21 protein-coding genes are annotated in these 25751 nt (G+C 66.7%); 5 read left to right on the top strand and 16 right to left on the bottom strand.

What is annotated here, in order from left to right:
- Positions 1-122: 122 nt before the first annotated feature.
- Positions 123-1283, bottom strand: a complete 1161-nt coding sequence (locus tag H977_RS0107620) for an NDMA-dependent alcohol dehydrogenase (RefSeq protein ID WP_029107304.1) — start codon at positions 1281-1283, stop codon at positions 123-125.
- A complete protein-coding gene (locus tag H977_RS0107615; protein ID WP_036475414.1) occupies positions 1280-2827 on the bottom strand; it encodes an aldehyde dehydrogenase family protein in 1548 nt (515 codons plus the stop codon). The genes H977_RS0107620 and H977_RS0107615 overlap by 4 nt, the downstream gene beginning before the upstream one ends.
- Positions 2828-2896: 69 nt before the next feature.
- Between H977_RS0107615 and H977_RS0107610 the strand changes: the two genes are divergently transcribed.
- Positions 2897-3685, top strand: a complete 789-nt coding sequence (locus H977_RS0107610) for a class I SAM-dependent methyltransferase (RefSeq protein ID WP_029107302.1) — start codon at positions 2897-2899, stop codon at positions 3683-3685.
- 1 nt (position 3686) lies between these two features.
- Here the strand turns inward: H977_RS0107610 and H977_RS0107605 are convergent, their stop codons facing one another.
- A complete protein-coding gene (locus H977_RS0107605; protein ID WP_029107301.1) occupies positions 3687-5195 on the bottom strand; it encodes a DUF7782 domain-containing protein in 1509 nt (502 codons plus the stop codon).
- Complete coding sequence (locus H977_RS0107600; RefSeq protein WP_196808188.1) at positions 5192-5992, bottom strand: SOS response-associated peptidase; 801 nt, start codon at positions 5990-5992, stop codon at positions 5192-5194. Before H977_RS0107600 ends, H977_RS0107605 begins: the two co-directional genes overlap by 4 nt.
- 45 nt (positions 5993-6037) lie before the next feature.
- On the opposite strand from H977_RS0107600, the gene aroA reads away from it, so the two are divergent.
- The 3 genes from aroA to H977_RS0107585 all read left to right on the top strand — a co-directional run bounded on the left by aroA (position 6038) and on the right by H977_RS0107585 (position 9224).
- Positions 6038-7360, top strand: coding sequence for a 3-phosphoshikimate 1-carboxyvinyltransferase (gene aroA / locus H977_RS0107595; RefSeq protein ID WP_029107299.1), 1323 nt, complete (start codon positions 6038-6040; stop codon positions 7358-7360).
- A gap of 6 nt (positions 7361-7366) precedes the next feature.
- Positions 7367-8347, top strand: a complete 981-nt coding sequence (rsgA, locus tag H977_RS0107590) for a ribosome small subunit-dependent GTPase A (RefSeq protein WP_029107298.1) — start codon at positions 7367-7369, stop codon at positions 8345-8347.
- A gap of 70 nt (positions 8348-8417) precedes the next feature.
- On the top strand, positions 8418-9224 hold the full coding sequence (locus H977_RS0107585; protein WP_029107297.1) for an SDR family oxidoreductase: 807 nt from the start codon (positions 8418-8420) through the stop codon (positions 9222-9224).
- Between the two features lie 2 nt (positions 9225-9226).
- On the opposite strand, the gene H977_RS0107580 is transcribed toward H977_RS0107585, so the two are convergent.
- The 8 genes from H977_RS0107580 to H977_RS0107545 all read right to left on the bottom strand — a co-directional run bounded on the left by H977_RS0107580 (position 9227) and on the right by H977_RS0107545 (position 19441).
- Positions 9227-9622 carry a hypothetical protein gene (locus tag H977_RS0107580; protein WP_196808187.1) on the bottom strand — a complete coding sequence of 132 codons (396 nt, stop codon included), beginning with the start codon at positions 9620-9622 and terminating at the stop codon, positions 9227-9229.
- Positions 9623-9724: 102 nt separating this feature from the next.
- Complete coding sequence (locus H977_RS0107575) at positions 9725-10963, bottom strand: fatty acid desaturase family protein (RefSeq protein ID WP_029107295.1); 1239 nt, start codon at positions 10961-10963, stop codon at positions 9725-9727.
- A gap of 68 nt (positions 10964-11031) precedes the next feature.
- Complete coding sequence (locus H977_RS0107570) at positions 11032-12183, bottom strand: ferredoxin reductase (protein ID WP_029107294.1); 1152 nt, start codon at positions 12181-12183, stop codon at positions 11032-11034.
- A gap of 57 nt (positions 12184-12240) precedes the next feature.
- Complete coding sequence (locus H977_RS0107565; protein WP_051288710.1) at positions 12241-13659, bottom strand: metal-dependent hydrolase family protein; 1419 nt, start codon at positions 13657-13659, stop codon at positions 12241-12243.
- A gap of 21 nt (positions 13660-13680) precedes the next feature.
- A complete protein-coding gene (locus H977_RS0107560) occupies positions 13681-14199 on the bottom strand; it encodes a DUF6912 family protein (RefSeq protein ID WP_029107292.1) in 519 nt (172 codons plus the stop codon).
- 9 nt (positions 14200-14208) lie between these two features.
- On the bottom strand, positions 14209-15999 hold the full coding sequence (locus tag H977_RS0107555) for a BCCT family transporter (RefSeq protein WP_029107291.1): 1791 nt from the start codon (positions 15997-15999) through the stop codon (positions 14209-14211).
- 62 nt (positions 16000-16061) lie between these two features.
- Positions 16062-17471 carry a WS/DGAT/MGAT family O-acyltransferase gene (locus H977_RS0107550; RefSeq protein WP_029107290.1) on the bottom strand — a complete coding sequence of 470 codons (1410 nt, stop codon included), beginning with the start codon at positions 17469-17471 and terminating at the stop codon, positions 16062-16064.
- 116 nt (positions 17472-17587) lie between these two features.
- Complete coding sequence (locus tag H977_RS0107545; protein ID WP_029107289.1) at positions 17588-19441, bottom strand: ABC transporter ATP-binding protein/permease; 1854 nt, start codon at positions 19439-19441, stop codon at positions 17588-17590.
- A 277-nt stretch (positions 19442-19718) separates the two neighbouring features.
- Between H977_RS0107545 and H977_RS0107540 the strand changes: the two genes are divergently transcribed.
- Positions 19719-20153 carry an Rv3235 family protein gene (locus H977_RS0107540; protein ID WP_231395895.1) on the top strand — a complete coding sequence of 145 codons (435 nt, stop codon included), beginning with the start codon at positions 19719-19721 and terminating at the stop codon, positions 20151-20153.
- Here the strand turns inward: H977_RS0107540 and secA are convergent.
- The 4 genes from secA to H977_RS0107520 form a co-directional block, all read right to left on the bottom strand.
- Positions 20150-23020, bottom strand: coding sequence for a preprotein translocase subunit SecA (gene secA / locus H977_RS0107535; protein WP_029107287.1), 2871 nt, complete (start codon positions 23018-23020; stop codon positions 20150-20152). The two genes, H977_RS0107540 and secA, sit on opposite strands and share 4 nt — an antisense overlap.
- A 172-nt stretch (positions 23021-23192) precedes the next feature.
- On the bottom strand, positions 23193-23843 hold the full coding sequence (gene hpf, locus H977_RS0107530; protein WP_196808186.1) for a ribosome hibernation-promoting factor, HPF/YfiA family: 651 nt from the start codon (positions 23841-23843) through the stop codon (positions 23193-23195).
- Positions 23844-24166: 323 nt separating this feature from the next.
- Positions 24167-24796 (bottom strand): ComF family protein, encoded by a 630-nt coding sequence (locus tag H977_RS0107525; protein WP_029107285.1) that lies wholly within the window; start codon positions 24794-24796, stop codon positions 24167-24169.
- Between the two features lie 10 nt (positions 24797-24806).
- Positions 24807-25706, bottom strand: a complete 900-nt coding sequence (locus tag H977_RS0107520) for a hypothetical protein (RefSeq protein ID WP_029107284.1) — start codon at positions 25704-25706, stop codon at positions 24807-24809.
- Positions 25707-25751 lie beyond the last annotated feature (45 nt).

Below are 25751 nucleotides of genomic sequence, written 5' to 3'. Positions count from 1 at the left end.
TCGACCGCAATCGGTCGGGACATCAAAATGCCGGTCCGCACGCGCACCCGGCAACAAACCCGCACCCAACGCATCAACACCGAACGCCGGCTCAATACCGAGTTGGACAAACCGCCACCGTTCTAGAACTCAATCACCCCGCGGATATTGCGGCCCTCCCGCATATCGGTGATGGCCTCGTTGATCTGATCGAGGCGGTACCGCCGCGTCACCAGTTCGTCGAGCTTGAGGTGGCCGTTGCGGTACATCTCCAACAGCATGGGCATACTCGCGCGGGGGTTCATGCCGCCGTAGATCAATCCCTTGAACGTCTTGCAATTCTGGAGCATGTCGACCAGGACCATCGGCACCATGCTGATCTCGACCTTCGGGACGCCGGTCATCAGGCAGGTACCGCCCTTGCGTGCCAACATCAGAGCCGGCGCCACCATCTCTGCGCGTACGACGCTCGGCGTGAGCACCACCCGGTCGGCCATCACCCCGCGGGTCAGTTCCCGCACCAGAGGCAGCGCCGCTTCCATCGACGGACAGGTGTCGGTCGCGCCGAAGAACTTCGCCGTATCCCGTTTGAATTCGACCGGATCCACGGCGATGACCAGGTCGGCTCCGGCGGCGCGGGCACCCTGAACCGCGTTGATTCCCACCCCGCCGGTGCCGACCACGACGACGGTGTCACCGGGTTGTGTTCCGACGCCGACGGTTCCGGAACCCCAGCCGGTCGTCACGCCGCAGGACAGCAGTGACGCGGCCGCGAGTGAAACCGAATCGTCGAGCTTGATCACGGAATGTTCGGAGACGACAGCATATTCGGAGAAGGTACCGAGCTGGGCGAAGGCCAGCAGGTCCTCGTCGCCGAGGTGACGCCTCAGGGTGTTGTCGGTGACCATCTCCTTGGCAAGCATCATCGCCCCGTTGTCACAGAGGTATGTCATCCCTGACACACACCAGCGGCAGGTGCCACACGCGGCGATGAATGACAGGCCCACGTGGTCGCCGGCTTGCACCGACCGCACCCCCGGCCCGACCGCTGCGATGACGCCGGCGCCCTCATGCCCGCCGAGCAAGGGAAAGTAGTCCGGCACGGGTATACCCATCGCCTCGTTCATCGCCACCAGGTCCGGTGGAGGGGTCATGTCGCCGGCTGCGAAATGGTCGTCGGAGTGGCAGATGCCGGCCACCGCCATCTTGACGAGCACCTCGCCGTCGTGGGGCGGGTCCAGCGTGATCTCCTCGATCTCCCAGTCCTTACCGACACCGCGCAGGACCGCACCCTGACACTTCATCGCCGTGCGCCCTTGGGGGTGATGCCGACCCGGCGCAGCCCGTGGGACGCGGCCGCCCGCAGCAAGCCGAACGCGACGCCGACACCTCGCCTCGACGCCGGGTACCACATCAACTCCTTGGCAGGCGTCGGCAGCAGAGGCGAGGTAATCGCTTGCTGGCGGCAGTATTTGAGGATCCCAGACGCGCCGCCCCACCGAGCACCGATACCCGAGTGCTTCCAGCCGCCCATCGGGATCTCTTGTGCGAAGGCGTTGGACAGGACGTCGTTGATGTTGACCGCCCCGACGTCGAGTTGGCGGGCCACCCGGTCCGCACGCTGCTTGTCCTGGCTCCACACCGTCGCCGATAGCCCATACTGCGAATCGTTGGCCAGCCGGATCGCCTCGGCCTCGTCGGCGACCTTCATGACCGGCAGTGTCGGCCCGAAGGTCTCCTCGGTCATGCAGGCCATCGAATGGTCGACGTCAACGAGCACTGTCGGCTCGAAGAATGTGCCAGTGCCCGTGGGTTTTCCGCCGGTGACCACCCTCGCTCCCGCAGCTACTGCCTCGTCTACGTGGCGTGAAACGATGTCGCGCTGTGCGGCCGTGGCCAGCGCTCCAACATCGAACTTCCAGCTTCGGTCATCCTGGCCTTGCCGCAGCGCCTTGACCTGGTCGCTGAGCTTGGCTACGAACTCGTCGTACACCGGCGCTTCGACGTACACCCGCTCGATCGACACACAGACTTGTCCGGAGTTGTACATGCCGCCCCAGGTGATGCCATTGACGGCCCGGTCGAGATCCGCGTCGGCCAGCACAACCGCCGGGTCCTTGCCCCCGAGTTCGAGGCTGAAGGGAATGAGCCGTTCCGCGCATGCGACAGCCACCTTGCGTCCGGTAGCCGTCGATCCGGTGAATTGCACAAAGTCCGAATTGTCGATCACGGCGGCGCCCGTTTCGCCATAACCGGTGGCGAGCGCCAGAATCGGGGGCGCACCGATTTCGCTCCAACCGCGCACGAACTCGACCGCGCTCAGCGGAGTCACCTCGGACGGCTTCAGTAACACGGCGGCACCGGCTGCCAATGCCGGGACGACATCGAGCCCGGGCATCAGGAACGGGAAGTTCCACGGCGTGATGACACCGACGACCGGGTACGGACGGTAACTGGTGGTCAGCCGCTTGGTGATCGCCAGCGGGCTGATCGAACGCGGGTGTGAATCGGCAAGGAACTTCTCGGCATGCCTCGACCAGTAATCGACGAGACTAGCTGCTACCGGAGGCTCACCACTGGCGTCGGCCCGCGACTTGCCTGTCTCAGATTGCAGGACATCGATGATGTGCTCGGCGTGATCGAGCACCCAATCCTGATACGCCGTCAGCCACCTGCGGCGGCCACGTGGACCCATGCCCGCCCATTCCGGTTGGTACAGACGCAGTTCACGGGCTTTCGCCGCGACTGTCTCGGCGCTGTCGACCGGGACTTGGCCGACCAGGCGCCCGTCGGCGGGATTGTGCACGTCGATAGTGCTCAGGCGCGGCTTGGCAGGCGATTCGGTCATGATTTTCAGCATCGGCCTGCAACGCAGGGAGCGGTAGCGTACTCACCTACTCCATCTAGGCTCGTCGGCATGCCTGATCCACAGCCCACGAACTGGGCCGCCGGCCGCTACGAGGCCGTCGCCCAACAAATCGCCGTCATCGCCCGTGAGGTCGTCGCCGCGGCCGACCGGGTGCGACCGATCCGCGACACCGCGCTGGTCGACCTGGCCTGCGGGACCGGCAGTGCTGCGCTGGCCGCAGCCGAGTCCGGGGCCCGCGTCACCGGGGTGGATCTGACCGCAGAACTGATCGCCATCGCCCAAACGCGCCCCGGAGCCGACGCGGTGCAGTGGGTGGTCACCGATGCCGCCCACACCGGCCTGCCCGACGGCGGCTTCGACACCGTGGTGTCGAACATGGGCATCATCTTCGTCGAGCCCACCAGCCTGATCACCGAGGTCGTCCGGCTGCTGGCGCCAGGCGGGGTGTTCGCGTTCTCCACCTGGGTGCGCGATGAGGCGGGCAGCCCTTTCTTCACCCCCATCGTGGAAACGCTGGGTCAACCGCCGGCGTCGGCGTATTCGCCCGACCAGTGGGGCGACCCGGAGACCGTGCAATCACGGCTGGCCGACCGGTTCGACCAGGTCCAGATCGAAACCGCCTCGCACACCTGGCAATTCGAATCCGTCGAGTCCGCGGTGCGGTTCATCTCCGATGAGTCGCCCATGCATGTCAACCTGCTGAGCCGGCTGGACGAGACGACGCGAGAACGGTTACTCGATGCCTTTACCACCGCGCTGAGCGCACAGGCGGACGGTGAGGGCCGGGTCTCGTTCGGCGCGCCGTATGCGGTGGTGACCGCGCGCCGTAAGGCCTGAATCACTCGGCCTGGTAGAGGATCCCGCGGCCGATCGCCTCCCGCACCTCCGGCAGCGCCGCCTGGGCCAGTGCGTCGGGATCCACCCCGTGATGTCTGGCCAGCAGCTCGATCAAGGTGCCCAGCGGGACCTCGCCGCGGCAGCCGGCCAACAGCGCTCGCAGCACCTCGTCGACTCCGATGACCGCGGCCGGTCCCCCGGGACGACGGACCGCGGCTCCGATCTCCTGCCAGCCCTCCGGTCCGGGAAGCGACTGCGCCTCAAGGAATACCGGGGCGGTGGAGAGCCGGGCCGCCAGCAGCGCATCGTCGGAGGTGTCGCGCAGGTAGGCCCGCCGGGCGAAGAACGCGTCGACTTCTGTCCCGGTGAGGGCCTCGTCGGCACCGGTGATCTCCTCAAGAATCTGCTCGGGCGCTTCGCCGTCACGAGGCACCCGCAGGGAGATCATGCCCATGCCGATACCGGCGATACCTTCCTCGGTGAACCAGTCGAGCCATTGCCCACCGCGTTGCACCTGCCGGTCGAGGTCCTCACCGGCGTCGGCCAACCACAACGACACGTAGCTCACCGGATCGGCCAATTCACGCTGCACCACCCAGGCGTGCAGGCCGGTTCCGGCCAGCCAGCCGCGAACCCGGTCTTGCCAATCCTGCCCCTCGCGAATGATCCAGTTGGCCATGACGTGTGCGGTGCCGCCGGGCAGCAGATGGTCACCGACTTGCTGGATCAGGCTCTGGCACAAGGTATCTCCGGCGAGGCCCGAGTCGCGGTAGATGTAGTCGCGCGAACCCGAGCCCACCACGAACGGCGGATTCGAGACGATGAGGTCGAAGCGCTCACCGGCGACCGGCTCGAACAGGCTGCCGCGCCGCAGATCCCATGACATGCCGCCCAGCCGCGCCGTCATAGCGGCCAGCGCCAGGGCACGCTCGTTGGTGTCGGTCGCGACGATCTCGTCGCAGTGGGCGTTCAGATGCAAGGCCTGGATACCGCATCCGGTTCCGAGGTCGAGTGCGCGACCGACGCGGTTTCGCGTGACCGCCCGGGCCAGTGACACCGACGCTCCGCCGATCCCCAGCACGTGATCGGGGCGCAACGGCCCGCGCCGCACCGCGGCGTCCTGATCGGACACCACGTAGAAATCCTGTTCGCCGTCGCTGTGCGGCCGGATGTCGAGGGCCGCCCGCACCTTGTCGGCGCTGAATTCGAGAATGCCGTTGGCCGCGAGCGTCTGCAGGCCGGACGACGGAAACGCCGCCTCGACCGACGCCGGTGATTCCTCCGTGCCCAGCAACAGCAGACGCACCAACACACCCAGGCGCTGACGCTCGGCCGGTGCCGCACGGGTCGCCCGTACCGCAGGCCACCACACGCCGCGTCCCAGCGCCGCGTTGGCGTCGGCGCCCAGGAGGTCGGCCACTCCGTCGGTGGTGAACCCGGCCGAACGCAGGTCGGCACCGATCGCATCGACGAGACCGGTGTCGACGGCAGCACCCTCGACGCCGCTCAAAACAGCCCCGGCGCTTCCGGCTCGGCCGGCTCGATGAGCTCCGGGCCGTTGTTGCGGACGCTGTTGACCAGTCGCGAGACCTCGCGGATGGCAATCCGGTCCAGGTCACCGTGGCCGCGCAGCAGACCCTCATCGATCGGGGCGTCCGGATCCATCCAGCGGTCCCAGTCCGGTGCGCTGATGGTCAGCGGCATCCGATCGTGGATCTCGGCGAGCGGGCCGGCCGCGTCGGTGGTGATGATGGTGCAGCTGAGCAGGGGCGGCGCGTCTTTGGGTGCGCCCTGTGGGCGCCACGTGGTCCACAGCCCAGCCATGAACAGCAGCTCGCCGTCGGCGCCGTACATGTAGAAGGGCGTTTTTTCGCCCTTCTGGCCCTTCCACTCGTACCAGCCGTCCATCGGGACCAGGCAACGCTTGTTCTTGGCGGAGTTGCGGAATGCCGGTGAGCTGGTCACCTTGTCGGCGCGTGCGTTGATCAACAACGGGCCCTTGGTGTCCGGGCCGCCGCCCTCGGCGGTCTTCACCCACGGCGGGATCAGGCCCCAGCGCATGGACCGGACCCGGCGCGTCGACTCGTCCTCGGGGTCGGTGTGGCGTTTGACGACGCTGCTGATGGTAGATGTGGGAGCCACGTTGTAGTTGGGACCAGCACTGTAGTTGGGACCGGCACTGTAATTGGCCGACGGAGCATCTTTGTCACCGCCAGTGCCCGATGCACTCGCCGTGCTTTCATCGATCGCCTGGATCTTCTGCGCCAGCAGGGCCGGATCGGTGGTCACCGCGAAACGTCCACACATAGTGCCCATGGTTGCAGAGTCCGCGGACAAGGCAGGATATAGAGCGTGAGTGCACGTGAGGAGCAGACGACGCATTGGCCGGCTCCGTCGGCAACGGCCCCGGTCGACGCCACGGTGACGGTGCCGGGTTCGAAGTCGCTGACCAACCGCGCACTCGTGCTGGCGGCTCTGGCCACCGCACAGGGTCCCTCCACCATCCGCGGCGCGCTGCGCAGCCGCGACACCGACCTGATGATCGATGCGATCCGCACCCTGGGGGTGACCGTCGACGCCGACGCCGGCGACGGCACCCACCTCACCGTCAGCGGTCGCATCGCGCCGGCCCCGGATGCGCGGGTGGACTGCGGGCTGGCCGGCACCGTGTTGCGGTTCGTGCCGCCGGTCGCCGCGGTGGGCTCGACGTCGGTCACCTTCGACGGCGACGAGCAGGCCCGTTCCCGGCCCATCGCCCCGCTGCTCAATGCGCTCCGCGGCCTGGGCGTCGACGTGGACGGCGACGGTCTGCCGTTCGCGGTGCGCGGGCGCGGCGCCGTGGCCGGGGGCACGGTCGAGATCGACGCGTCGGGGTCTTCGCAGTTCGTATCAGGGCTGTTGTTGTCTGGTGCCACCTTCACCGACGGGCTGACCGTCGTGCACACCGGCACCTCCGTACCCTCGGCCCCGCATGTGGCGATGACGGTGGCGATGTTGCGTGACGCCGGGGTGCAGGTCGACGACTCGGTGCCCAACCGCTGGCGCGTCTCCCCCGGACCTGTCGCCGCGCGGGGGTGGGACATCGAGCCGGACCTGTCCAACTCCACGCCGTTCCTGGCGGCCGCGATCGTCACCGGCGGAACGGTGCGGATCGCCGGCTGGCCGTCGGTGAGCATCCAACCTGCCGATACGATCCTCGACCTGCTCGCGAAGGTGAATGCGACCGTGCACCAGCGCGATTCACACCTGGAAGTCAGTGGAGCCGAAGGCTACGACGGGTTTGATGCCGATCTGCACGATGTGGGCGAGTTGGCCCCCACGGTGGCCGCACTGGCCGCGCTGGCCCGGGACGGCGCGACGTCGCGGCTTCGGGGCATCGCACATCTGCGCGGGCACGAGACCGACCGGCTGGCGGCGCTGACCAACGAGATCAACGGACTCGGTGGCGAGTGCGCCGAAACCGAGGACGGCCTGCTCATCACTGCGCGGCCGCTCCACGGCGGGACCTGGCGCTCGTATGCCGATCACCGGATGGCCACCGCGGGGGCGATCATCGGTCTTCGGGTGGCCGGCGTCGAGGTGGAGAACATCGACACGACAGCCAAGACGCTGCCCGATTTCCCGCTGATGTGGGTGCAGATGCTGGCGGGCGACGCGCACCCGAGGGGGAAGTAAACCACCTTGGGAGCGCGGGAATACGACGAGTCCGACGTCCGGATCAGACCGGGCAAAGGCTCACGTCCGCGCACCAAGACCCGGCCGGACCACGCCGACGCCCAGTCGGCGATGGTGGTGACCGTCGACCGTGGCAGGTGGGGCTGTGCGCTCGACCGCGACCCGTATCACCGCGTGGTCGCGATGCGCGCCCGTGAACTGGGCCGCACCCCGATCGTGGTCGGCGACGACGTCGACATCGTCGGCGATCTGTCCGGGCGGCCGGACACCCTGGCCCGCATCGTGCGCCGGGGCGAGCGTCGAACGGTGTTGCGCCGCACCGCCGATGACACCGACCCGACCGAGCGTGTCGTGGTCGCCAATGCCGATCAGCTGTTGGTCGTGGTGGCTCTGGCCGACCCGCCGCCGCGCACCGGATTCGTCGAACGCACTTTGATCGCCGCATATGCCGGCGGGCTGAAACCCATTCTGTGCCTGACGAAGTCGGATCTGGCGCCGCCGGAGCCCTTCGCGGCGCAGTTCGCCGAGCTGGACCTGACCATCGTCAACGCCGGCCGTGAGGATCCTCTCGCGGCCGTCGCCCCGCTGCTGACCGGGCAGGTCACGGTGTTCCTCGGCCACTCCGGTGTCGGCAAGTCCACCTTGGTGAATCGCCTTGTACCAGATGCCTACCGGGCAACAGGCGAGGTGTCGGGTGTGGGCAAGGGCAAGCACACCTCCACCCAGTCGGTCGCGCTGTCACTCGACGGGGCCGGTTGGGTGATCGACACCCCCGGGATCCGCTCGTTCGGCCTGGCCCATATCCAACCGGACGACGTGATCCAGGCGTTCTCGGATCTGGCGGAGACCATCGACGAGTGTCCACGCGGCTGCGGCCACATGGGGCCGCCGGCCGATCCCGAATGCGCCCTGGACACCTTGTCCGGCCCGGCGGCAGGCCGGGTCGCCGCGGCCCGGCGCCTGCTCGCGGTGCTGAAGGAAGCCTGACCGGCGCCCGTGTACCACTGGGCGGCACACCCCGACGATCGATGACGGCGCCGCACTAGGGTCGCTCATCGTGGCTACATATGTTCTCACCGGCAGCGCCTCTGGACTCGGCGCAGCCACCAAGAAAAGGCTGGAATCCGACGGTCATCGGGTGATCGGCGTCGATCTGCGCGATGCCGACGTGAACGTCGACCTGAGCACCCCCGGCGGGCGGGCTGAAGCGATCGCGAAGGTCACCGAGCTCGCGGGCGGTGGTATCGACGGTTTCGTCCCGTTCGCCGGGCTGGCCGCGGCGACCGGCCGACCGGCGCATCTGCTCATCGCCGTCAACTACTTCGGTGCGATCGAGCTGCTGGAAGGCCTGCGCCCCTTGCTGGCCAACCGGGAGAACGCATCGGTGGTACTGATCAGCTCGAATTCGACCACCAGCCAACCGAATTGGCCGGTCGAGCTGGCCGAGGCCTGTCTGGCCGGCGACGAGGCGGGTGCCAACACCATCGCCTCCACCTATGGCGATTTCGCGGCGCTGCAGGCCTACCCGGCGACCAAGGCCGCACTGGCCTACTACGCGCGGACCAAGTCCGCCGAGTACATCGCCGAGGGCATCCGGCTCAACGCGATCGCACCGGGGCTCATCGACACCCCGATGACCCAGGAGGGGCGCAAGGACCCGCTGACCGGTGCGGGGATGGAGCAGTTCCTCAAGACCATTCCCGCCGGGCGGGGCGGACGCCCCGAAGAGATCGCCGCATCGGTCGCGTTCCTGCTGAGCCCCGAGGCGAGTTACTTCGTCGGGTCGGTCATCTTCGTCGACGGCGGCATCGACGCCGTGCTCCGGGGCAAGGACTGGCCGAAGGTGTGGGAACTCAACATGTGAGGTCAGTGCTTGGACTTGGCCTGATCTGCCTCAGCCTGCTGCTGTTCCTCTTCGGCCTGCTGCTTGGCCTGGGCGATGGCGGCGCGACCCTCGGGGCTGGCGGCCGAGTTGCCCGGCGTCTTGGCCGAGGCCACACCGGCGCTGCAGTTGAGGTTGAGCAGCACGGTGTCGGTCACCGGCGCGAAGTCGTCACCTTTGAGCCACGGCGCCTTCTCCGAACTGGTGACGACACAGTCGTCGTCGGCCAGCGAATCACCGGAGCGGGTCGCGACGACGCCCTTCATGCCGGCGTCGGCCAGCGCCGACTGCGCGTCGGAGTACTTCTGGCCGGCATAGTCGTCGGCCGCGGCGACACCCGTGGCCATCGCGGCCATGGGGACGATCGAAGCGCCGAGCATCATGGTGGCCAGGCCGAGCTTCCTCTTCACGAGCCAAAGGATATGAGCGACGGCTGCCAGGGACCTGGGAGTGCGTGGGGCAAATGCTTGGAATCGACGGAATCAGCGGCGGCGCCAGCCCCGCACAGCCGCGATCGCCGACTTCAGACCACGACGGCGTCCGGTATCGGGATCGGTGACGCCGTAGCCTTCGAGCTCGGTGAACATCCGCTCGCTGCGGGTCTCCGGGGCATTGTCGGCCGTGTCCTTCAGGAACCGGTCCGGCAGCGACAGTTTGGCGATGGTGCGCCAGGTCTTGCCGTACTGCACCAGGAACGGTCCCGTGGTGTAGGGCAGGTCGTACTTGTCGCACAGCGCCCTCACGCGGATCGCGATCTCGGCGTACCGATTGCTCGGCAGATCCGGGAACAGGTGGTGCTCGATCTGGTGGCACAGGTTGCCGCTCATGAAGCGCAGCGCCGGGCCGTTGTCGAAGTTGGCGCTGCCCAGCATCTGGCGCAGGTACCACTGGCCGCGGCTCTCGCCGACCATGTCGGTCTTGGTGAATTTCTCTGCGCCATCAGGGAAGTGGCCGCAGAAGATCACCGCGTTGGCCCACACGTTGCGGATGACGTTGGCCACTGCATTGGCCTTCAAGGTGGACGTGAAGGTCGCACCGGGCGACAGCGAAGTCAGCGCGGGCCACACGACATAGTCCTTGGCCAGCTGATTGCCGGCCTTGACGCCGAACTCGCGAACCCGCTCGAGCGTGGCGTTGCGGTTGTCGCGGCCCTTGAAGATCTTGCCGAGCTCCAGGTGCTGCAGCCCGACGCCCCACTCGAAGCCGATCGCGAGAAGGGTGTTGAACAGCAGATTGCCGTACAGGTTGAACGGCTTCCACTTGGCATCCCGGGTGACGCGGATGACGCCGTAGCCCACGTCGTCGTCCATGCCGAGGATGTTCGTGTACTTGTGGTGCATGAAGTTGTGGGTGAACCGCCAGTGCTTGGACGCCCCGCTCATGTCCCACTCCCACGACGAGGAGTGAATCTCGGGATCGTTCATCCAGTCCCACTGACCGTGCATGACGTTGTGGCCGATCTCCATGTTCTCGATGATCTTGGCCACGCCCAGTGTCGCGGTGCCTGCCCACCACGCCGATCGCCGCGAACTCGCCGCCAACAGCAGTCGCCCGGTCAGCTCAAGGGCACGCTGGGCAGCGATGGTGCGGCGGATGTAGCGCGCATCGCGCTCTCCACGGGAGTCTTCGATGTCCTGGCGGATCGCATCGAGTTCTATGCCCAGGTTCTCGATGTCGGCATCCGTAAGATGCGTAAATGCGGGAACGTCAGTAACTGCCATCGTCGGCCTCCTCTCGCTTACCTACGGTAGCGTAACCTACGATTCCGTAGGTTACTAGCCAGTAAAGACTAAACGTCCAGAACACAGTCGCCAGAGGCCGCCGAAACGCAGGTCTGGATCCGGGTGCCCGGTTCGTGCTCGGCTCCGGTGCGCAGATCGCGCACATGCCCGTCGACCAGACCCACCACGCACGACTGGCAGATTCCCATCCGGCAGCCGAACGGCATCTGGATGCCCACCTGCTCGCCCGCATCCATCAACGGCGTGGCACCGTCGACAGTGACCTCCTTGCCGCTGCGTTCGAATGTCACCGTTCCCCCGGCCCCATGCGGAGCCGCGCGCGACACTGCGAAGCGCTCCAGGTGCAGGCTGTCGGCGATACCGGCCGCCGCCCACACCTGTTCGGCGTCGTTGAGCATGCCTTCCGGCCCGCACGCCCACGCTTGACGTTCACGCCAATCGGGGACCACGTCACCGATCTGGGCCAGGTCAAGCCTGCCTTCGCTGCGGGTGCTGCGCAACAGCAGCCGGTAGCCGGGATGCGCATCGTGCAGCGCCGCCAGCTCCTGGCCGAACAGCACGTCGGATTCCGTCGGCGCGGAATGCACGTGCACGATGTCGGTGATCTGGTCGCGGCGCACCAAGGTGCGCAGCATCGACATCACCGGGGTGATCCCAGAGCCCGCCGTCACGAACAACACCGTCGCCGGCGCCGGGGCGGGCATGACGAAGTTGCCCTGCGGCGCGGCCAACCGGACGACGGTTCCCGGCCGCAGCCCGTCGACCAGGTGAGTCGACAGGAACCCTTCGGGCATCGCCTTGACCGTGATCGCGATGGTCCGTGCGCCCAGCCCGGTTGGAGTCTTCTCCGGCGTCGAGGTGAGTGAATACGATCGCCACCGCCACCGGCCGTCGATCAGCACACCGATGCCGACGTACTGGCCCGGTTCGTAGTCGAATGAGAATCCCCAGCCCGGTTTGATCACCAGGGTCGCGGAATCAGCGGTTTCCCGCCGCACTTCGACCACCCGGCCGCGCAACTCCCGCGCCGACCACAGCGGGTTGGCCAGCTTGAGGTAATCGTCGGGCAGCAGCGGAGTGGTCACCTGGCCGACGATGCGACGGAGCGCATTCCAGGCGGGACGCCGCGCGGCGTCGGCAATCGTGGGACGGACCGTATCGGCCACATTGGCCGAGACCTTGATGGAGTTCTTGGCCATGAACCTACGGTACCGTAGGTTACCCGCTCGTAGCCAGTCCTACGGTAGTCGTCACAGTCACTGCACCAGCGCGTTCTTGTATGTTTTCCCGTCCTTCATGATCACTTTGAAGTTGCGTGCGGGATCCGCGATCAGGTCCAGATGCGCAAGCGGGTCACCGTCGACCAGCAGCAGATCTGCCAGGGCGCCCTCTTCGACCACACCCAGTTTTCCGGCGTAGGGACTGCGCTTGCCCGACAGAGCCAACAACTCGGCATTGGTTCCGGTGGCCATCGCCAGCACCTCCGCCGGCGTGAACCACTTGCCCAGGCCCGCCAGCAGTGCCCCTTGCCTGGGAGCCAGTTGCGGCGAGAAGAGGATGTCGGTGCCGAACGCCGTCTTGATGTTGTATTTGCGGGCCAGCTGGTAGACGTTGTCGACGCCGTCGACGATCTCCTTGGCCTTCGCGGCCTCGTCGGAGCCGGGCGGGAATGCGCCGATCATCTCGGCCGGGATGGGTTGTGTGCTCAACCAGATGTCCTTGTCGGCCATCACTTTCGCGGTGGCGTCGTCCATCAGGTGCGCATGTTCGATGACTCGCACGCCCGCGCGGATGGCCTGTGTGATGGTCGCCGGGGTGTAGGCGTGCACCGTGACGTAGGTGCCCCAGTTGGTGGCCGCCTCGGTCGCGGCACGCAGTTCCGGTTCGGTGAACGCCACCACGTCGAGCGGACTGTGCGGCGACGACACCCCGCCGCCTGCGGTCAGTTTGATCTGCGAGGCACCCTGGAACAGCTGCTCACGCGTGCGCATCCGCACCTCGTCGGGGCTGTCGGCGACCGCACTCGCCCCCAGCGCCTCCTGCTGCGACGGCGGCCCGCCGGGACTGCGCGGAAGATCGTGGCCGGTGCGGAAATCGCCGTGGCCACTGGTGACGGTGATCATCGCGCCCGACGGGAAGATGCGCGGCCCGTCGATCACGCCCTCGTCGATGGCCCGCTTGAGACCGAAGCTGGGCCCACCGAGATCGCGCACGGTGGTGAAACCGCGCATCAGGGTGTCGCCGGCCTCGTCTCCGGCAATCAGGTTGATGTAACCGGGATCCGCAGACATCATCAGCGCGGGTGAGGGACGCACGAACATCGTGTGCCAGTGGTTGTCGATCAGGCCCGGCATCAACGTCCGACCACCGCCGTCGATGACCGTGGCGGCCGGATCGGGCGGCAGCGGCTCGGCGGAGATCCGCTCGATCCGGTTGCCCTTGACCCGCACGTTCGACGGTGCCGACAACCGATCGCTGTGGCCGTCAAAGATTTTCACGTTCCGGAAGTCGGTCGTGGTCATGTTGTTGCCCGGGCCCGGCGGCGTCGGAGGCTGCCGTGACTCCGCCGGGGCGGCCGGCTCGGTCGAGCCTCCCGGCGTGTCACCGCCGCCATCCGAGCACGCCGTACTCGCCAAGACCACGGCCAGCACCGCCAACAGCCCGAATGCGCGCATCACAATTCCTTGCCTCGTCGGTCAGAGCAGTTCGAGCAGAAACGGCAACTCCTGCGGGGCGTACCACGCGAGGTCGTGATCCTGGGCGTCCCCGACCGTGAGTTCGGCGTCCTCGTCCCCCAGATCGGCATCGTCGATGACCTCGACGGCCGCCAGCACCGCCGGCTCCGCGTCGGCATTGTCGACGTACACCGCGACGACGGCGTCGATGGGCAACGGCCCGCGCAACCGCACGACGGCGTCGTCGAGGTCGGGGCGAGCGGTCACCTCGACATCCGCCCCGGTGTCGGCCACCACCACGGCCCGGCGCGGTGGCAGACCCGAATCCGACGTCGAATCCGCACCGGCGGCGAGCAACCGCAGCGAGGCGAGCGCGGCCTCACGCAACGCCACCTCGGCGAGTTCGTCGTCGTCGCCCTCGGCGTAGGCCTCCCGCAACGTCGGGGTGACCGCGAAGGCGGTTCCATTCACGACGAGCAGGTGACGGTCGGCGACAAGCTGCTGCAAGGCGACCAGAGTCGTCGGAATGTAGACGCGCACACCGCGACACTAGCCGTCCACAGCGTCCTTTTTGTCTTCGGCCGTTTTGTCTTCGGCTTGCGGGTCCTTCTCCACGGAAATCACGAAGTCGTCGCCGTGCTGGGTCACACCGGCGACCACAGCATCGTTGACCGCCTCCAGCGCGTACTCGCGGCGCACCACCATCGGGTCGCTGCGCAGATCCCGCACCAGTGACACCGCGAGGCCGATCATCACCAGCACGAACGGGACCGCGACCACGATGGTGATCGACTGCAGGCCGTTCAGCGCATCCGCTCCGCCGACCAGCAGCATCACCGCGGCCACCGCACCCGTGGCGACGCCCCAGAAGATGACCGTCGGCCGGGTCGGTTTGATGGTGCCGCGCTCGGACAGCGAACCCATCACGATCGACGCGGCGTCGGCACCAGATACGAAGAAGATGGCGACCAGCAGCATCACGACCACACTGGTGACCGTCGCGATCGGATACTCGCCGAGCAAACTGAACAGCTGCCGTTCCTGGCTGCCCATCCCGGCCAGGTCCACACCGTTCTGCTGTTCGAAGATGGCGGCGCCGCCGAACACACAGAACCAGATCACCGACACCACGCTGGGCACCAACAGCACGCCCGTGACGAATTGCCGGATGGTGCGGCCGCGCGAGATCCGGGCGATGAACATCCCGACGAAGGGGGTCCAGGAGATCCACCACGCCCAATAGAAGATGGTCCAGCTCTGCAGCCAGGTACTGACGGCCTCGCCTTCGGCACCGGTGCGGGCGGCCATCTGGGCGAGATCGCCGACGTAACTGCCGATGGACGTCGGAATCATGTTCAGCATGAACATCGTCGGGCCGACCACGAAGATGAACAGCGCCATCGCCAGCGCCAGCACCATGTTGATGTTGGACAACCACTGGATGCCGCGCGCGACGCCCGACACCGCCGACAACACGAACGCGACGGTGAGGATCGTGATGATGCCGATCAGGATGGCGTTGCCGGTCTCGCCTACCCCGGCGACGATGTGCAGGCCGCTGCGGATCTGCAGGGCACCGAGACCGAGCGAGGCGGCCGATCCGAACAGCGTGGCGAAGATCGCCAGCATGTCGATCACCTTGCCCCACGGCCCGTTGGCCCGTTTGCCCAGCAATGGCTCGAACGCTGCCGAGATGAGCTGCAGCCTGCCCTTGCGGTACACCCCGTAGGCGATGGTCAGCCCGACGACGGCGTAGATGGCCCACGGATGCAATGTCCAGTGGAACATCGTGGTGGCCATCGCGGTCTCGGCTGCCCGGGGATTGCCCGGTCCCCCGGTTCCCGGCGGCGGTGAGGCGAAGTGCGACAGCGGTTCGGACACCCCGAAGAACATCAGGCCGATCCCCATACCGGCGCTGAACATCATGGCGACCCAGGACGTGGTGCGGAACTCGGGCTCGTCGTCGTCACGCCCCAGCGGGATGTTGCCGTACCGGCTCATCGCCAGCCAGATCACGAACACCACGAAACCCGATGCGGTGAGGACGAACAGCCAACCGACATCGGCCATCACCCAACTGAGGGCATTGGACGAGGCGGTGGCGAGAGATTCGGTGCTGACGAACCCCCAGACCAGAAATGCCACGGCGATCAGAGCGGTGACCCCGAAAACGATCCAGTCCACACCGGCGCGCCGGGTGTACGCCTTCTGCTCGACCGGCACATCGAGGACAGGGTGCGGCACGACATCGCCGGTCGGCGACTTCAGCGCCTTCTGCGTTGCTTTCTTGACTTCTTGCGTCTGCTTGTCGGATCCATTTTTTTGTATCTCGGCTGGCATGATCAATTCATCAGATCGCGAATTGCAGCTCAGGTCAAACACGTCGAGCGGTTTTGCCAGGGTTACTTGGCAGCCTCGAGCAGTTCATCGAGAGATTCGCGGAGCAGGCTCGGAAGGACTTCGACGTCGCTCATCGCGTCCCGGTCGGCGTTGATCCCGAAGTACAACATGCCGTCGTACGAGGTGACCCCGATTGCCAGCACCTGGTTCTGCAGCAGCGGCGGCACCGCATAGGTCTCCAGCAACTTGGTGCCCGCGATGTACATCTGTTTCTGGGCCCCGGGCACGTTGGTGATCAGCAAGTTGAACAGCCGCGCCGAGAAGCCCGTCGCCACGCGAATACCCATGGCGTGCAACGTCGGAGGCCCGAACCCGGACAGGGTCACGATGGTGCGCGCGTCGACCAGGCTGGCCGCCGCGGAATGCGATTCGGTGGCATGGGCGATCTGCGAGAGCCGCACCACCGGGTTGCCCTCGCCGACCGGGAGATCGACCAGGAACGGCGACACCTCGCTGATGGCCTGGCCCGGCCCAGAGGAGTCCAGTTCGGCGTCCGGATACACCGACATCGGCGCCATGGCGCGCACCGTCGTCGTCGGGGTCACCGGCTCACCGCGCGACAGCAACCAGTTGCGCAGCGTGCCGGCCACCACGGCCAGGACGACGTCGTTGATGTCGCAGTTGTAGCGGGCCCGCACCAGCCGGTAGTCCTCCAACCGATGCTGGGCCACCGAGAACCGCCGGTTGCGCGAGACCGTCGTGTTCAGCGGGCTGCTCGGGGCGGTGCCACGCGCCACCGTGCGCGCCACGTCCGCCACCCGCCGGCCCACCGCGGCCAGTTCGCTGGCACTGGTCGCCACCTCGGTCACCGTGTCCCGCAAGGCAGCCAGCTGGCTGGTCGGCCGGGTGATCCACTCGCCGATGGCTCCGAGCACCAACTGCCGGTCGCTGGGCTCGCGGGCCGGGATCCAGATGTCCTCGCCGAACTCCGGCGGCTTCTGCGAACGGTCGACGATGACATGCCCGATCTCGAGGGCGGTCATTCCGTTGACCAGGGCCTGGTGCGTCTTGGTGTAAATCGCGATGCGGTTCTTGGTCAGCCCTTCGACCAGGTACATCTCCCACAGCGGGCGGGTCCGGTCCAACGGCCTCGAACCCAGCCTGGCGATCAGGTCGTGCAGCTGCGCGTCGCTCCCCGGTGACGGCAGCGCCGACCGGCGGATGTGGTAGGTGATGTCGAAATCCCGGTCGTCCACCCACACCGGCCGGGCCAGGCCCAGAGTCACCTCACGCACCTTCTGGCGGTAACGCGGGATCTGCGGCAAGCGGTGCTCGACGGTCTCCAGCAGGGTCTCGTAGCTCAAGCCGGCACGCGGCTTCCGCAGGATCGACAACGATCCGACGTACATGGGCGTAGCGGTGTTCTCCAAGTGATAGAACGCTGCGTCGGACGCCGACAGCCTGCTCACCATGCGGCGCCAACCTCCCCTTCTAGGTCCGCTCGACCCCGTCACGTTAACCGGCCTTTCGACCACCGCGCATCACGGGTGCTGGCGCGCGTCAATTTCACGCCGCAGCCGCCCGGCATTCAGGCCGAGATCGCCGAGAGCTCCCAACTCCCATCGCCGTCCAGGCTCAACCGGGACCGGTGATGACGATCGACCGTGGAGCGGTGCCCCACGCTGACCACCACGCATTCGGGTAACCGTTCCCGCACCAACCCATACATCGCGTCTTCGAGTCCCTCGTCCAGCGCCGAGGTCGACTCGTCGAGGAACACCACCCGTGGGCGCACCAGCAGCACCCGCGCGATCGAGACCCGCTGTTGTTCGCCGAACGAGAGCACCGACGCCCAGTCGGCTTCTTCGTCCAGCCGTTCCGTCAAGTGCCCGAGTGCCACCGCACGCAACGTGTCGCGGAGTTCGCTGTCGCTCACCTCCGCTATCGGAAGCGGATACACCACCGCTGCCCGCAGATCACCCAGTGGCAGATACGGCAACTGGGGCAAAAACAGCGTCGCCCATCCCGCCGGGTACTCCACGAGTCCCGCTGTCCGTGGCCATAATTCGGCCAGGCTGCGGAGCAGGGTGGTTTTGCCGCACCCCGACGGGCCCTTCACCACCACGCTGTCCCCCGGGTTCAACACCATGGTGAGGTCCATGATCAGCGGGCGCCCGCGCAGGTCGCCGACCTGCACCTGCGACAACGCCAGCGAACCCGCTGTGGGCCCGACGGCGATCCTGGGCAACTGCCGTGCCCGGTGGTCACCCTCGAGCATCTGGTCGATGCGCATCAGGGCGGCCCGGAACACGGTGAACTCGTCATAGCTGTCCCTGAAGAACGCCATTGCGGCACAGACATTTCCGAACGCCGCGACGGTCTGCAGCAGACCACCCAGAGTGATCTGCCCGGCGAAGAACCGGGGTGCCTGCACGATGTAGGGAATCATGCCGGTCGTCACGTCGCCGACGCCACGGTTCCAGCCATTGAGCCGCAGTTGCGCGAACACGATCCGCCACATGTTGGCGATGATCTCGGCGAACCGGAAATGCAGCAGCCCCCGTTCGCGCTCGGAACCCCGGTAGAAGGCCACGCGCTCGGCGCTGTCGCGCAACCGCACCAACGCGTACCGGAAGCTGGCGCTGAACCGTTCGTTGAGGAAGTTCAGCCGCACCAACGGCCGGCCGATCCAGAAAGCGATGACAGTCACCGTGATCGAGAAGACGAACGCCACGAACACCATCGCCCGCGGAATCACCCAGCTGCCCAACTGCAACGGTCCCGACAGTTGCCACAACACCCCGGTGAACATGACGATCAACAGTGACTTGTTGATCGCACCGACGCTCATGTCGACCGACTTGGTGGTGACGGTCTCGACATCGGTCTGGATGCGCTGATCAGGGTTCTCCAACGGCGGATCCAGGAAACGGTTGCGGTAGAACGCGTCACCGGTCATCCAGTCGTCGACCAGGCGGGTGTTGAGCCAGATGCGCCAGTGGATCGAGAAGACCCGGCGCAGGAACAGGTCGACCACCGTGTAGATCACCGTGAGCGCCACCAGGACCCCGCTGATCGCGAACGACGTCATGAACGCCTGGCGCGCGGCGTCCAGTTTGTCGGGGTCGTGGGTGGCCAGCGCCTCCGCACCGGCCTGCACCGAATTCATCAGATCCGCGTACTGATAGGTGAAGATCACCACCACCCGCGCCGAGTAGACGGTGTGCCACAGGATGAAAGCGAGCAGCGCCCAGGTGCGCCAGCTGCCCCGGCCGCGGAAGAACGGTCCGTTGACGCGCCAGAACTGTTGTCCCCAGCGGGTGAACCTCGCGATGAGCAGCGCCACCGCAAGGAACACCACGACGGTGATCACCCACGCCTGGAGCGTCCATATCAGCGAGCGCAGCGGCTCGGCCGGCCAATCGATGCTGGGCTGAACCATCTGTCCCCCTGGTCAGTGCCCGAGGTGTGCACGCGTCAACGCCACGTTATCGGGCGACACCGGGTCCCCGATGATCCGTGCTTCCGGCACGCCGAACCCATGCGATCATGGGTAGGTCTGCACCTCTCCAGCAGATGTCGTCCCTGATGCCGACCGCTGGAGGTTGCCTGTGCCCACCCCGAGACTCACTGCTCAATCCGCCCCTGCGCGTTCCCGGCGTCCACCGCTGACCGCACCGGTCATCGACTGCGAACCACCAGCGCTTCCACTGGGATCGATGCGCGACCCGGTGGTGCTGGCGCCTCCGGTGACGTGCCCGGCGCCGACCGTGCTGCACGGGCACGGGCACGGGCACGGGCACCGCCGGCTGCGGTTGGTCAGCCATGACCCGGAACCGCAATTGCAGCCCGGCGCCGCGCAATTCGCCGACATGGCACTGCGGCGGGTCCTCGAGGTCGTCGACCGGCGCAGGCCTCCGGCCCAGCTGAGATCACTGATGAGCCAACTGCTGCTGGACGCTGTCGTCGCCGCCGCCAAGTGCCGCCACCCGACCACCGCGAGCCTGCGCCGGGTCGGGCTACGCTCGGCGGCCCCCTCCGGGGCTGCCGAGCTGTTCGCCACCTACACCCGTGGGGCGCGCGTGCGCGCCATTGCCGGACGCATCGAATTGCGCGGTGGCCGTTGGCAACTCACCGCTTTGCAGCTGGGTTAGTTCTTGCGGTGCGACTTCGACGGCCTGCCGGTCTTGGCCTGCTTGCGGGCGGCTTCGCGACGCTCGCGCCGGGTTCCACCTGACGACGCGGAATGCCGAGCCGCGCTGCCGGAGCGCTGCACCTCGGCGTTGCCGTCCTCGGACGGCCCGGTGTAGGTCAGTGGCGGCGCCTCGTTGTCGATTCCCTTGGCGCGCAACGCCGGCGCCGGCGCCGGACGCTCCTTGGTGGCCACCGCGCCCGACTCCGGGTCGGCGGCCGTGGACTCGCCGGCCTTCGCCGCGGCAGCCGCGGCGAACTCGGCCAGCCCACTGGGCGCGGCCACCGGCGCGACTTGAGCGCTGGGGGCGGCCGGTGCGGCCTCGACCTGGACGTTGAACAGGAAGCCGACCGACTCCTCTTTGAGGCCGTCGAGCATGGCGACGAACATGTCGTAGCCCTCGCGCTGGTACTCCACCAACGGATCGCGCTGCGCCATCGCCCGCAGGCCGATGCCTTCCTTGAGGTAGTCCATCTCGTAGAGGTGCTCGCGCCACTTGCGGTCGATCACGTTGAGCAGCACGTTGCGTTCCAGCTGGCGCATGGCGCCCTCACCGGCGATCTCCTCGAGCTGCTTCTCCCGCTCGGCATAGGCGCGTTCGGCATCCTTGACGAGCGCGTCGAGCAGCTCCTCGCGGGTCAGCTCGCCCGGCTCGCCGACTGCGTCGGTATCCACCAGATCGTTGTGATCGATACCCACCGGGTACAGCGTCTTGAGCGCGTCCCACAGCTTGGCCAGGTCCCAGTCCTCGGCATAGCCCTCGGCCGTGGCGCCGTCGACGTAGGCCGTGATCACGTCGACGAGCATGTCGTGGGCCTGCTCCTGGAGGTTCTCGCCCTCCAGGATCATCCGCCGCTCCTTGTAGATGACCTTGCGCTGCTGGTTCATCACCTCGTCGTACTTGAGGACGTTCTTGCGGACCTCGAAGTTCTGCTGCTCGACCTGCGTCTGGGCGCTCTTGATGGCGCGGGTCACCATCTTGGCCTCGATGGGCACGTCGTCGGGCAGGTTGAGCCTGGTGAGCAGCGATTCGAGCGTCGCGCCGTTGAACCGTCGCATCAACTCGTCACCCAGCGACAGGTAGAACCGGGACTCGCCGGGGTCACCCTGGCGACCCGAGCGGCCGCGCAGCTGGTTGTCGATGCGGCGCGACTCGTGCCGTTCGGTGCCGAGCACGTAGAGCCCACCGGCCTCGACGACCTTCTCGGCTTCCTTGCTGGCCTCCGCCTTGATGGCGGTGAGCGTGTCGTCCCAGGCGGCCTCGTAATCCTCGGGCGTCTCCACCGGATCGAGGCCCTTTTCCCGCAGCCTCTTGTCGGCCAGGAAGTCGGCGTTGCCGCCGAGCACGATGTCGGTACCGCGACCTGCCATGTTGGTCGCGACGGTGATCGCGCCGAGGCGGCCGGCCTCGGCGATGATGTTCGCCTCCTGCTCGTGGTACTTCGCGTTGAGCACGTTGTGCGGAATCTTGCGCTTGGTGAACTGCCGCGACAGATACTCCGACCGCTCGACGCTGGTCGTACCGATCAGCACCGGCTGACCCTTTTCGTAGCGCTCGGCGACATCGTCGACGACGGCGATGTACTTGGCTTCCTCGGTCTTGTAGATCAGGTCGGACTGGTCGGCACGAACCATCGGCCTGTTGGTCGGGATCGGCACCACGCCCAGCTTGTAGATCTCGTGCAGCTCGGCGGCCTCGGTCTCGGCCGTACCGGTCATACCGGACAGCTTGTTGTAGAGGCGGAAGTAGTTCTGCAGCGTGATCGTGGCCAGCGTCTGGTTCTCGGCCTTGATCTCGACGTGTTCCTTGGCCTCGATGGCCTGGTGCATGCCCTCGTTGTAGCGGCGGCCCAGCAGCACACGACCGGTGAACTCGTCGACGATGAGCACCTCGCCGTCGCGGACGATGTAGTCCTTGTCGCGCTGGAACAGCTCCTTGGCCTTGATGGCGTTGTTCAGGTAGCTGACCAGTGGTGAGTTGGCCGCCTCGTAGAGGTTCTCGATGCCCAGCTGATCCTCGACGAACTCCACACCCAGCTCGTGCACGCCGATGGTGCGCTTGCGGATGTCGACCTCGTAGTGGACGTCCTTCTCCATCAGCGGGGCCAGCCGGGCGAACTCGCTGTACCAGTTGGAGGCGCCGTCGGCGGGGCCCGAGATGATCAACGGGGTACGGGCCTCGTCGATCAGGATCGAGTCGACCTCGTCCACGATCGCGAAGTTGTGGCCACGCTGCACCATGTCCTCGACCGAGTGCGCCATGTTGTCGCGCAGGTAGTCGAAGCCGAACTCGTTGTTGGTGCCGTAGGTGATGTCCGCGTGGTACGCCGTCCTGCGTTCCTCCGGGGTCAAGCCCGAAAGAATGACACCGACCTCGAGGCCGAGGAACCGGTGGACGCGGCCCATCCACTCGCTGTCGCGCTTGGCCAGGTAGTCGTTCACCGTGACGACGTGCACACCCTTGCCGCCCAGCGCGTTGAGGTAGGCGGGCAGCACCGCGGTCAGGGTCTTGCCCTCACCGGTCTTCATCTCCGCCACGTTGCCGAAGTGCAGGGCCGCGCCGCCCATGACCTGGACCTCGAAGTGCTTCTGCGACAGCACCCGCCAGGCGGCTTCGCGGGCCACCGCGAACGCCTCGGGCAGCAGGTCGTCGAGGTCTTCCGGGTTTTTGTCGTCGGCCAGTCGCCGCTTGAACTCGTCGGTCTTGGCACGCAGCTCGGCGTCCGAGAGCTTCTCCATGTCGTCGGACAAGGTGTCGACATAGTCGGCCACCTTCTTGAGGCGCTTGACCATGCGGCCTTCACCGAGACGGAGCAACTTCGACAGCACGCTATTTCCCCTGTGGGTTCGATGGATCCCATGGGTGGGATCGTTCGGGCTTAGTTGACGTCCATCGTAGGTGACCGGTCGAAGTCGCTGGTTCTGCTGGCGCGAAGACACGAAATCGCACCCCGGAACGCTCCGAGGTGCGATTTCGTTTCGTCGTGTGTATTCGGAAGCGCTACGCCAGGCGGATCAGCCCGTAGTCGTAGGCGTGGCGGCGGTAGACCACCGACGGCCGGTCGCTCTCCTTGTCGTGGAACAGGAAGAAATCGTGGCCGACCAGCTCCATCTCGTAGAGGGCGTCATCGACGGTCATCGGCTTCGCCGGGTGCTCTTTGGTCCGCACGATCCGGCCCGGCTCATGGTCATCGAGACTCTCCGGCGACGGGATGTCAGCCGTCGACGAGGATTGCTCATCGAACAGCGTCTCGTGTGCCGTGGCCTCGGCCAGTGAGACCGGTGTCTTGTCTCCATAGTGGATCTTGCGGCGGTCCTTGCTCTTACGCAGCCTGCTCTCGAGTTTGCCGGCCGCTGCCTCCAGGGCGGCGTAGAAACTGTCGGCGCAGGCCTCGCCGCGCACCACCGGTCCACGGCCGCGGGCCGTGATCTCGACGTGCTGGCAGTTCTTACGTTGACGGCGGTTGCGTTCGTGGTCGAGTTCGACGTCGAACAGGTAGATGGTGCGGTCGAACCGCTCCAGGCGCGACAACTTCTCCGAGACGTAGATACGGAAATGCTCTGGAACTTCTACGTTTCGACCCTTGACCACGACCTCTGCATTCGGCTCCGGGGTGGTTTCGCCGACCTGCTCGTCGGGGTCGACCACCATGGTGGCGCTTGTATCCGGGGTATGGGTTGACATACTCGGCAACTCGTTTCTCTCAGTTGTCACACGCTTCATGCGTGCCCTGCTTCTCAACGAATCGTGGCGATGGGCCGGAAATTTGCTCCGCCCATCGGCGCAAGGTGTCGGGTACTCACCTCCTACCGTTAAGCGGCGAAGTGGCGCCGGACTTCTGTCAGCGCCGCCGTGAGTGATTCACGGGTGGTTGCTGCCGACGGTAGTCCGTGTTCACCCACTCGTGCCACCAATTTCAAATACGTGTTTTCAGTTCTTCATGTGGGTTTGATCCCGGCGAAACCAGCCGCACGTCAGGCATGCGAAATCGCCAGCACAGCGGACACTTCCGCCCCCGCCCGCATGAGCATCCGCACCGATTCGGCCGCTGTCGCCCCGGTGGTGACGATGTCGTCGACAAGTACCACCTCGCCGGTGACAGGCCTGATGAGACGGACCCGGCCGGCGATGTTGCGCTGACGCGCGGCACCGGACAGACCCACCGAATCTCGCACCCACGGTCGCAGGCGAAGCGCCGGCACGACGCGCACTCCGGGCAGACCGACCACCGCCGACGTCGCGATCCGGCCGACCGGGTCGCCACCACGACGCCGCGCCGCGGCACGCCGGGTGGGCGCCGGTACAACTGTCACCGGAGTGCCGATGATGCCCCAGGTCAGCAGATGTTGCAGACCGGCGTTCAGGGCTCCGGCCAGCGGCGCCACGAGGTCCGTACGCCCCTTTTCCTTGGCGGCGACGATTACGCGTCTGCGGACGCCGGCATGGCGTCCCAGCGCGAAGACCGGAACTCCCGGATCGGTCCGCGCGGTGAACAGGTGCGGCTCGTCGGCCCCGACCGCGAGTTGTGCGGCGCACGAGGCGCACCACCTCGTCGACGGTGCCCCGCAGCCACCGCATTCCAACGGCAGGAAGAGGTCGAGCATGCGTCGGGCCTCAGCGCGTCAGCGCGGTGAACACATCACCGAACGCCCCGTCCACCAGCACCGCGATGGCTCCGGTCTGCGGGTTCACCGAGGTGACCCGCTGCAGGTCACCGTTCCAGTAGTAGAGGTCGCCGCTGATCGGCCCCGGATTGCCCGCGCTGAGCGTTCGGCACAGCTGAGCCATGCCGTTGATCGCGGTGATCAGCGATTCCGCGGCCGCTATCGGATGTGCCATGAGCAGGTTGCGCGACGGTGCGCCGACGATGACCCCGTGCGGAGCGGCGGGCAGGTAATCGGGCACCAGGGCCCCGACGTCGAGGATCTTCGAGCCGACGAACACCGATTCGCCGGTCAGGATGAAATAGCGTGCCTCGTCGGCGTCGCGGGTGATCACTTGTTCGATCGGCTCATCGGCAGTGTTGCGCCGCCCCGCTGCGCGCAGCGCAGCGACGTCACGCGTGGAGACCTGCTCGGTGTTGAGATAGGCGACGACATCGGGATGGTCGACGCACAGCACCTCGGTCAGGCCGTCGGCGATCGGCCAGCCATACGACAGCATTCCCCCGGGCGATTCCTCGACCTGTTCTGTCGACAGCACCCGCGCCCGCACCCGGGCGAGCAGTTCCGAAGAGTCCATGTCATCGACCCCGGGACGGTCCCGCGAGGAGAGCATGTCGGCGAAATGCTTGTCCACCACCTTGGGCCAATCCTGTTGCGCCGCATTGCGACACGACCGCATCAGGTTGTCGAGGCCGTAACCCGACCCATCGGAACACCGCACGGTGGCACCGTCCGCGGCGAACGTCGCCTCGACGCCCCGTGTCGCCAGTGCCTGCAGCGTCAGGCGCCGAATGTATGCCGCCTCATCGATTGTCATCGCCGGATACGCGTTGTCACGTCGGTCCGCCATGGCGCCCCCCTTGGTCGGACCCCAGCCTAAATCGGGTCGCACGAC

This window comes from Mycobacterium sp. URHD0025 (assembly GCF_000426065.1).
GTDB lineage: Bacteria > Actinomycetota > Actinomycetes > Mycobacteriales > Mycobacteriaceae > Mycobacterium.
Note: the sequence above shows the minus strand (reverse complement) of the source record. Positions and strands in the feature narration are given on the sequence as shown.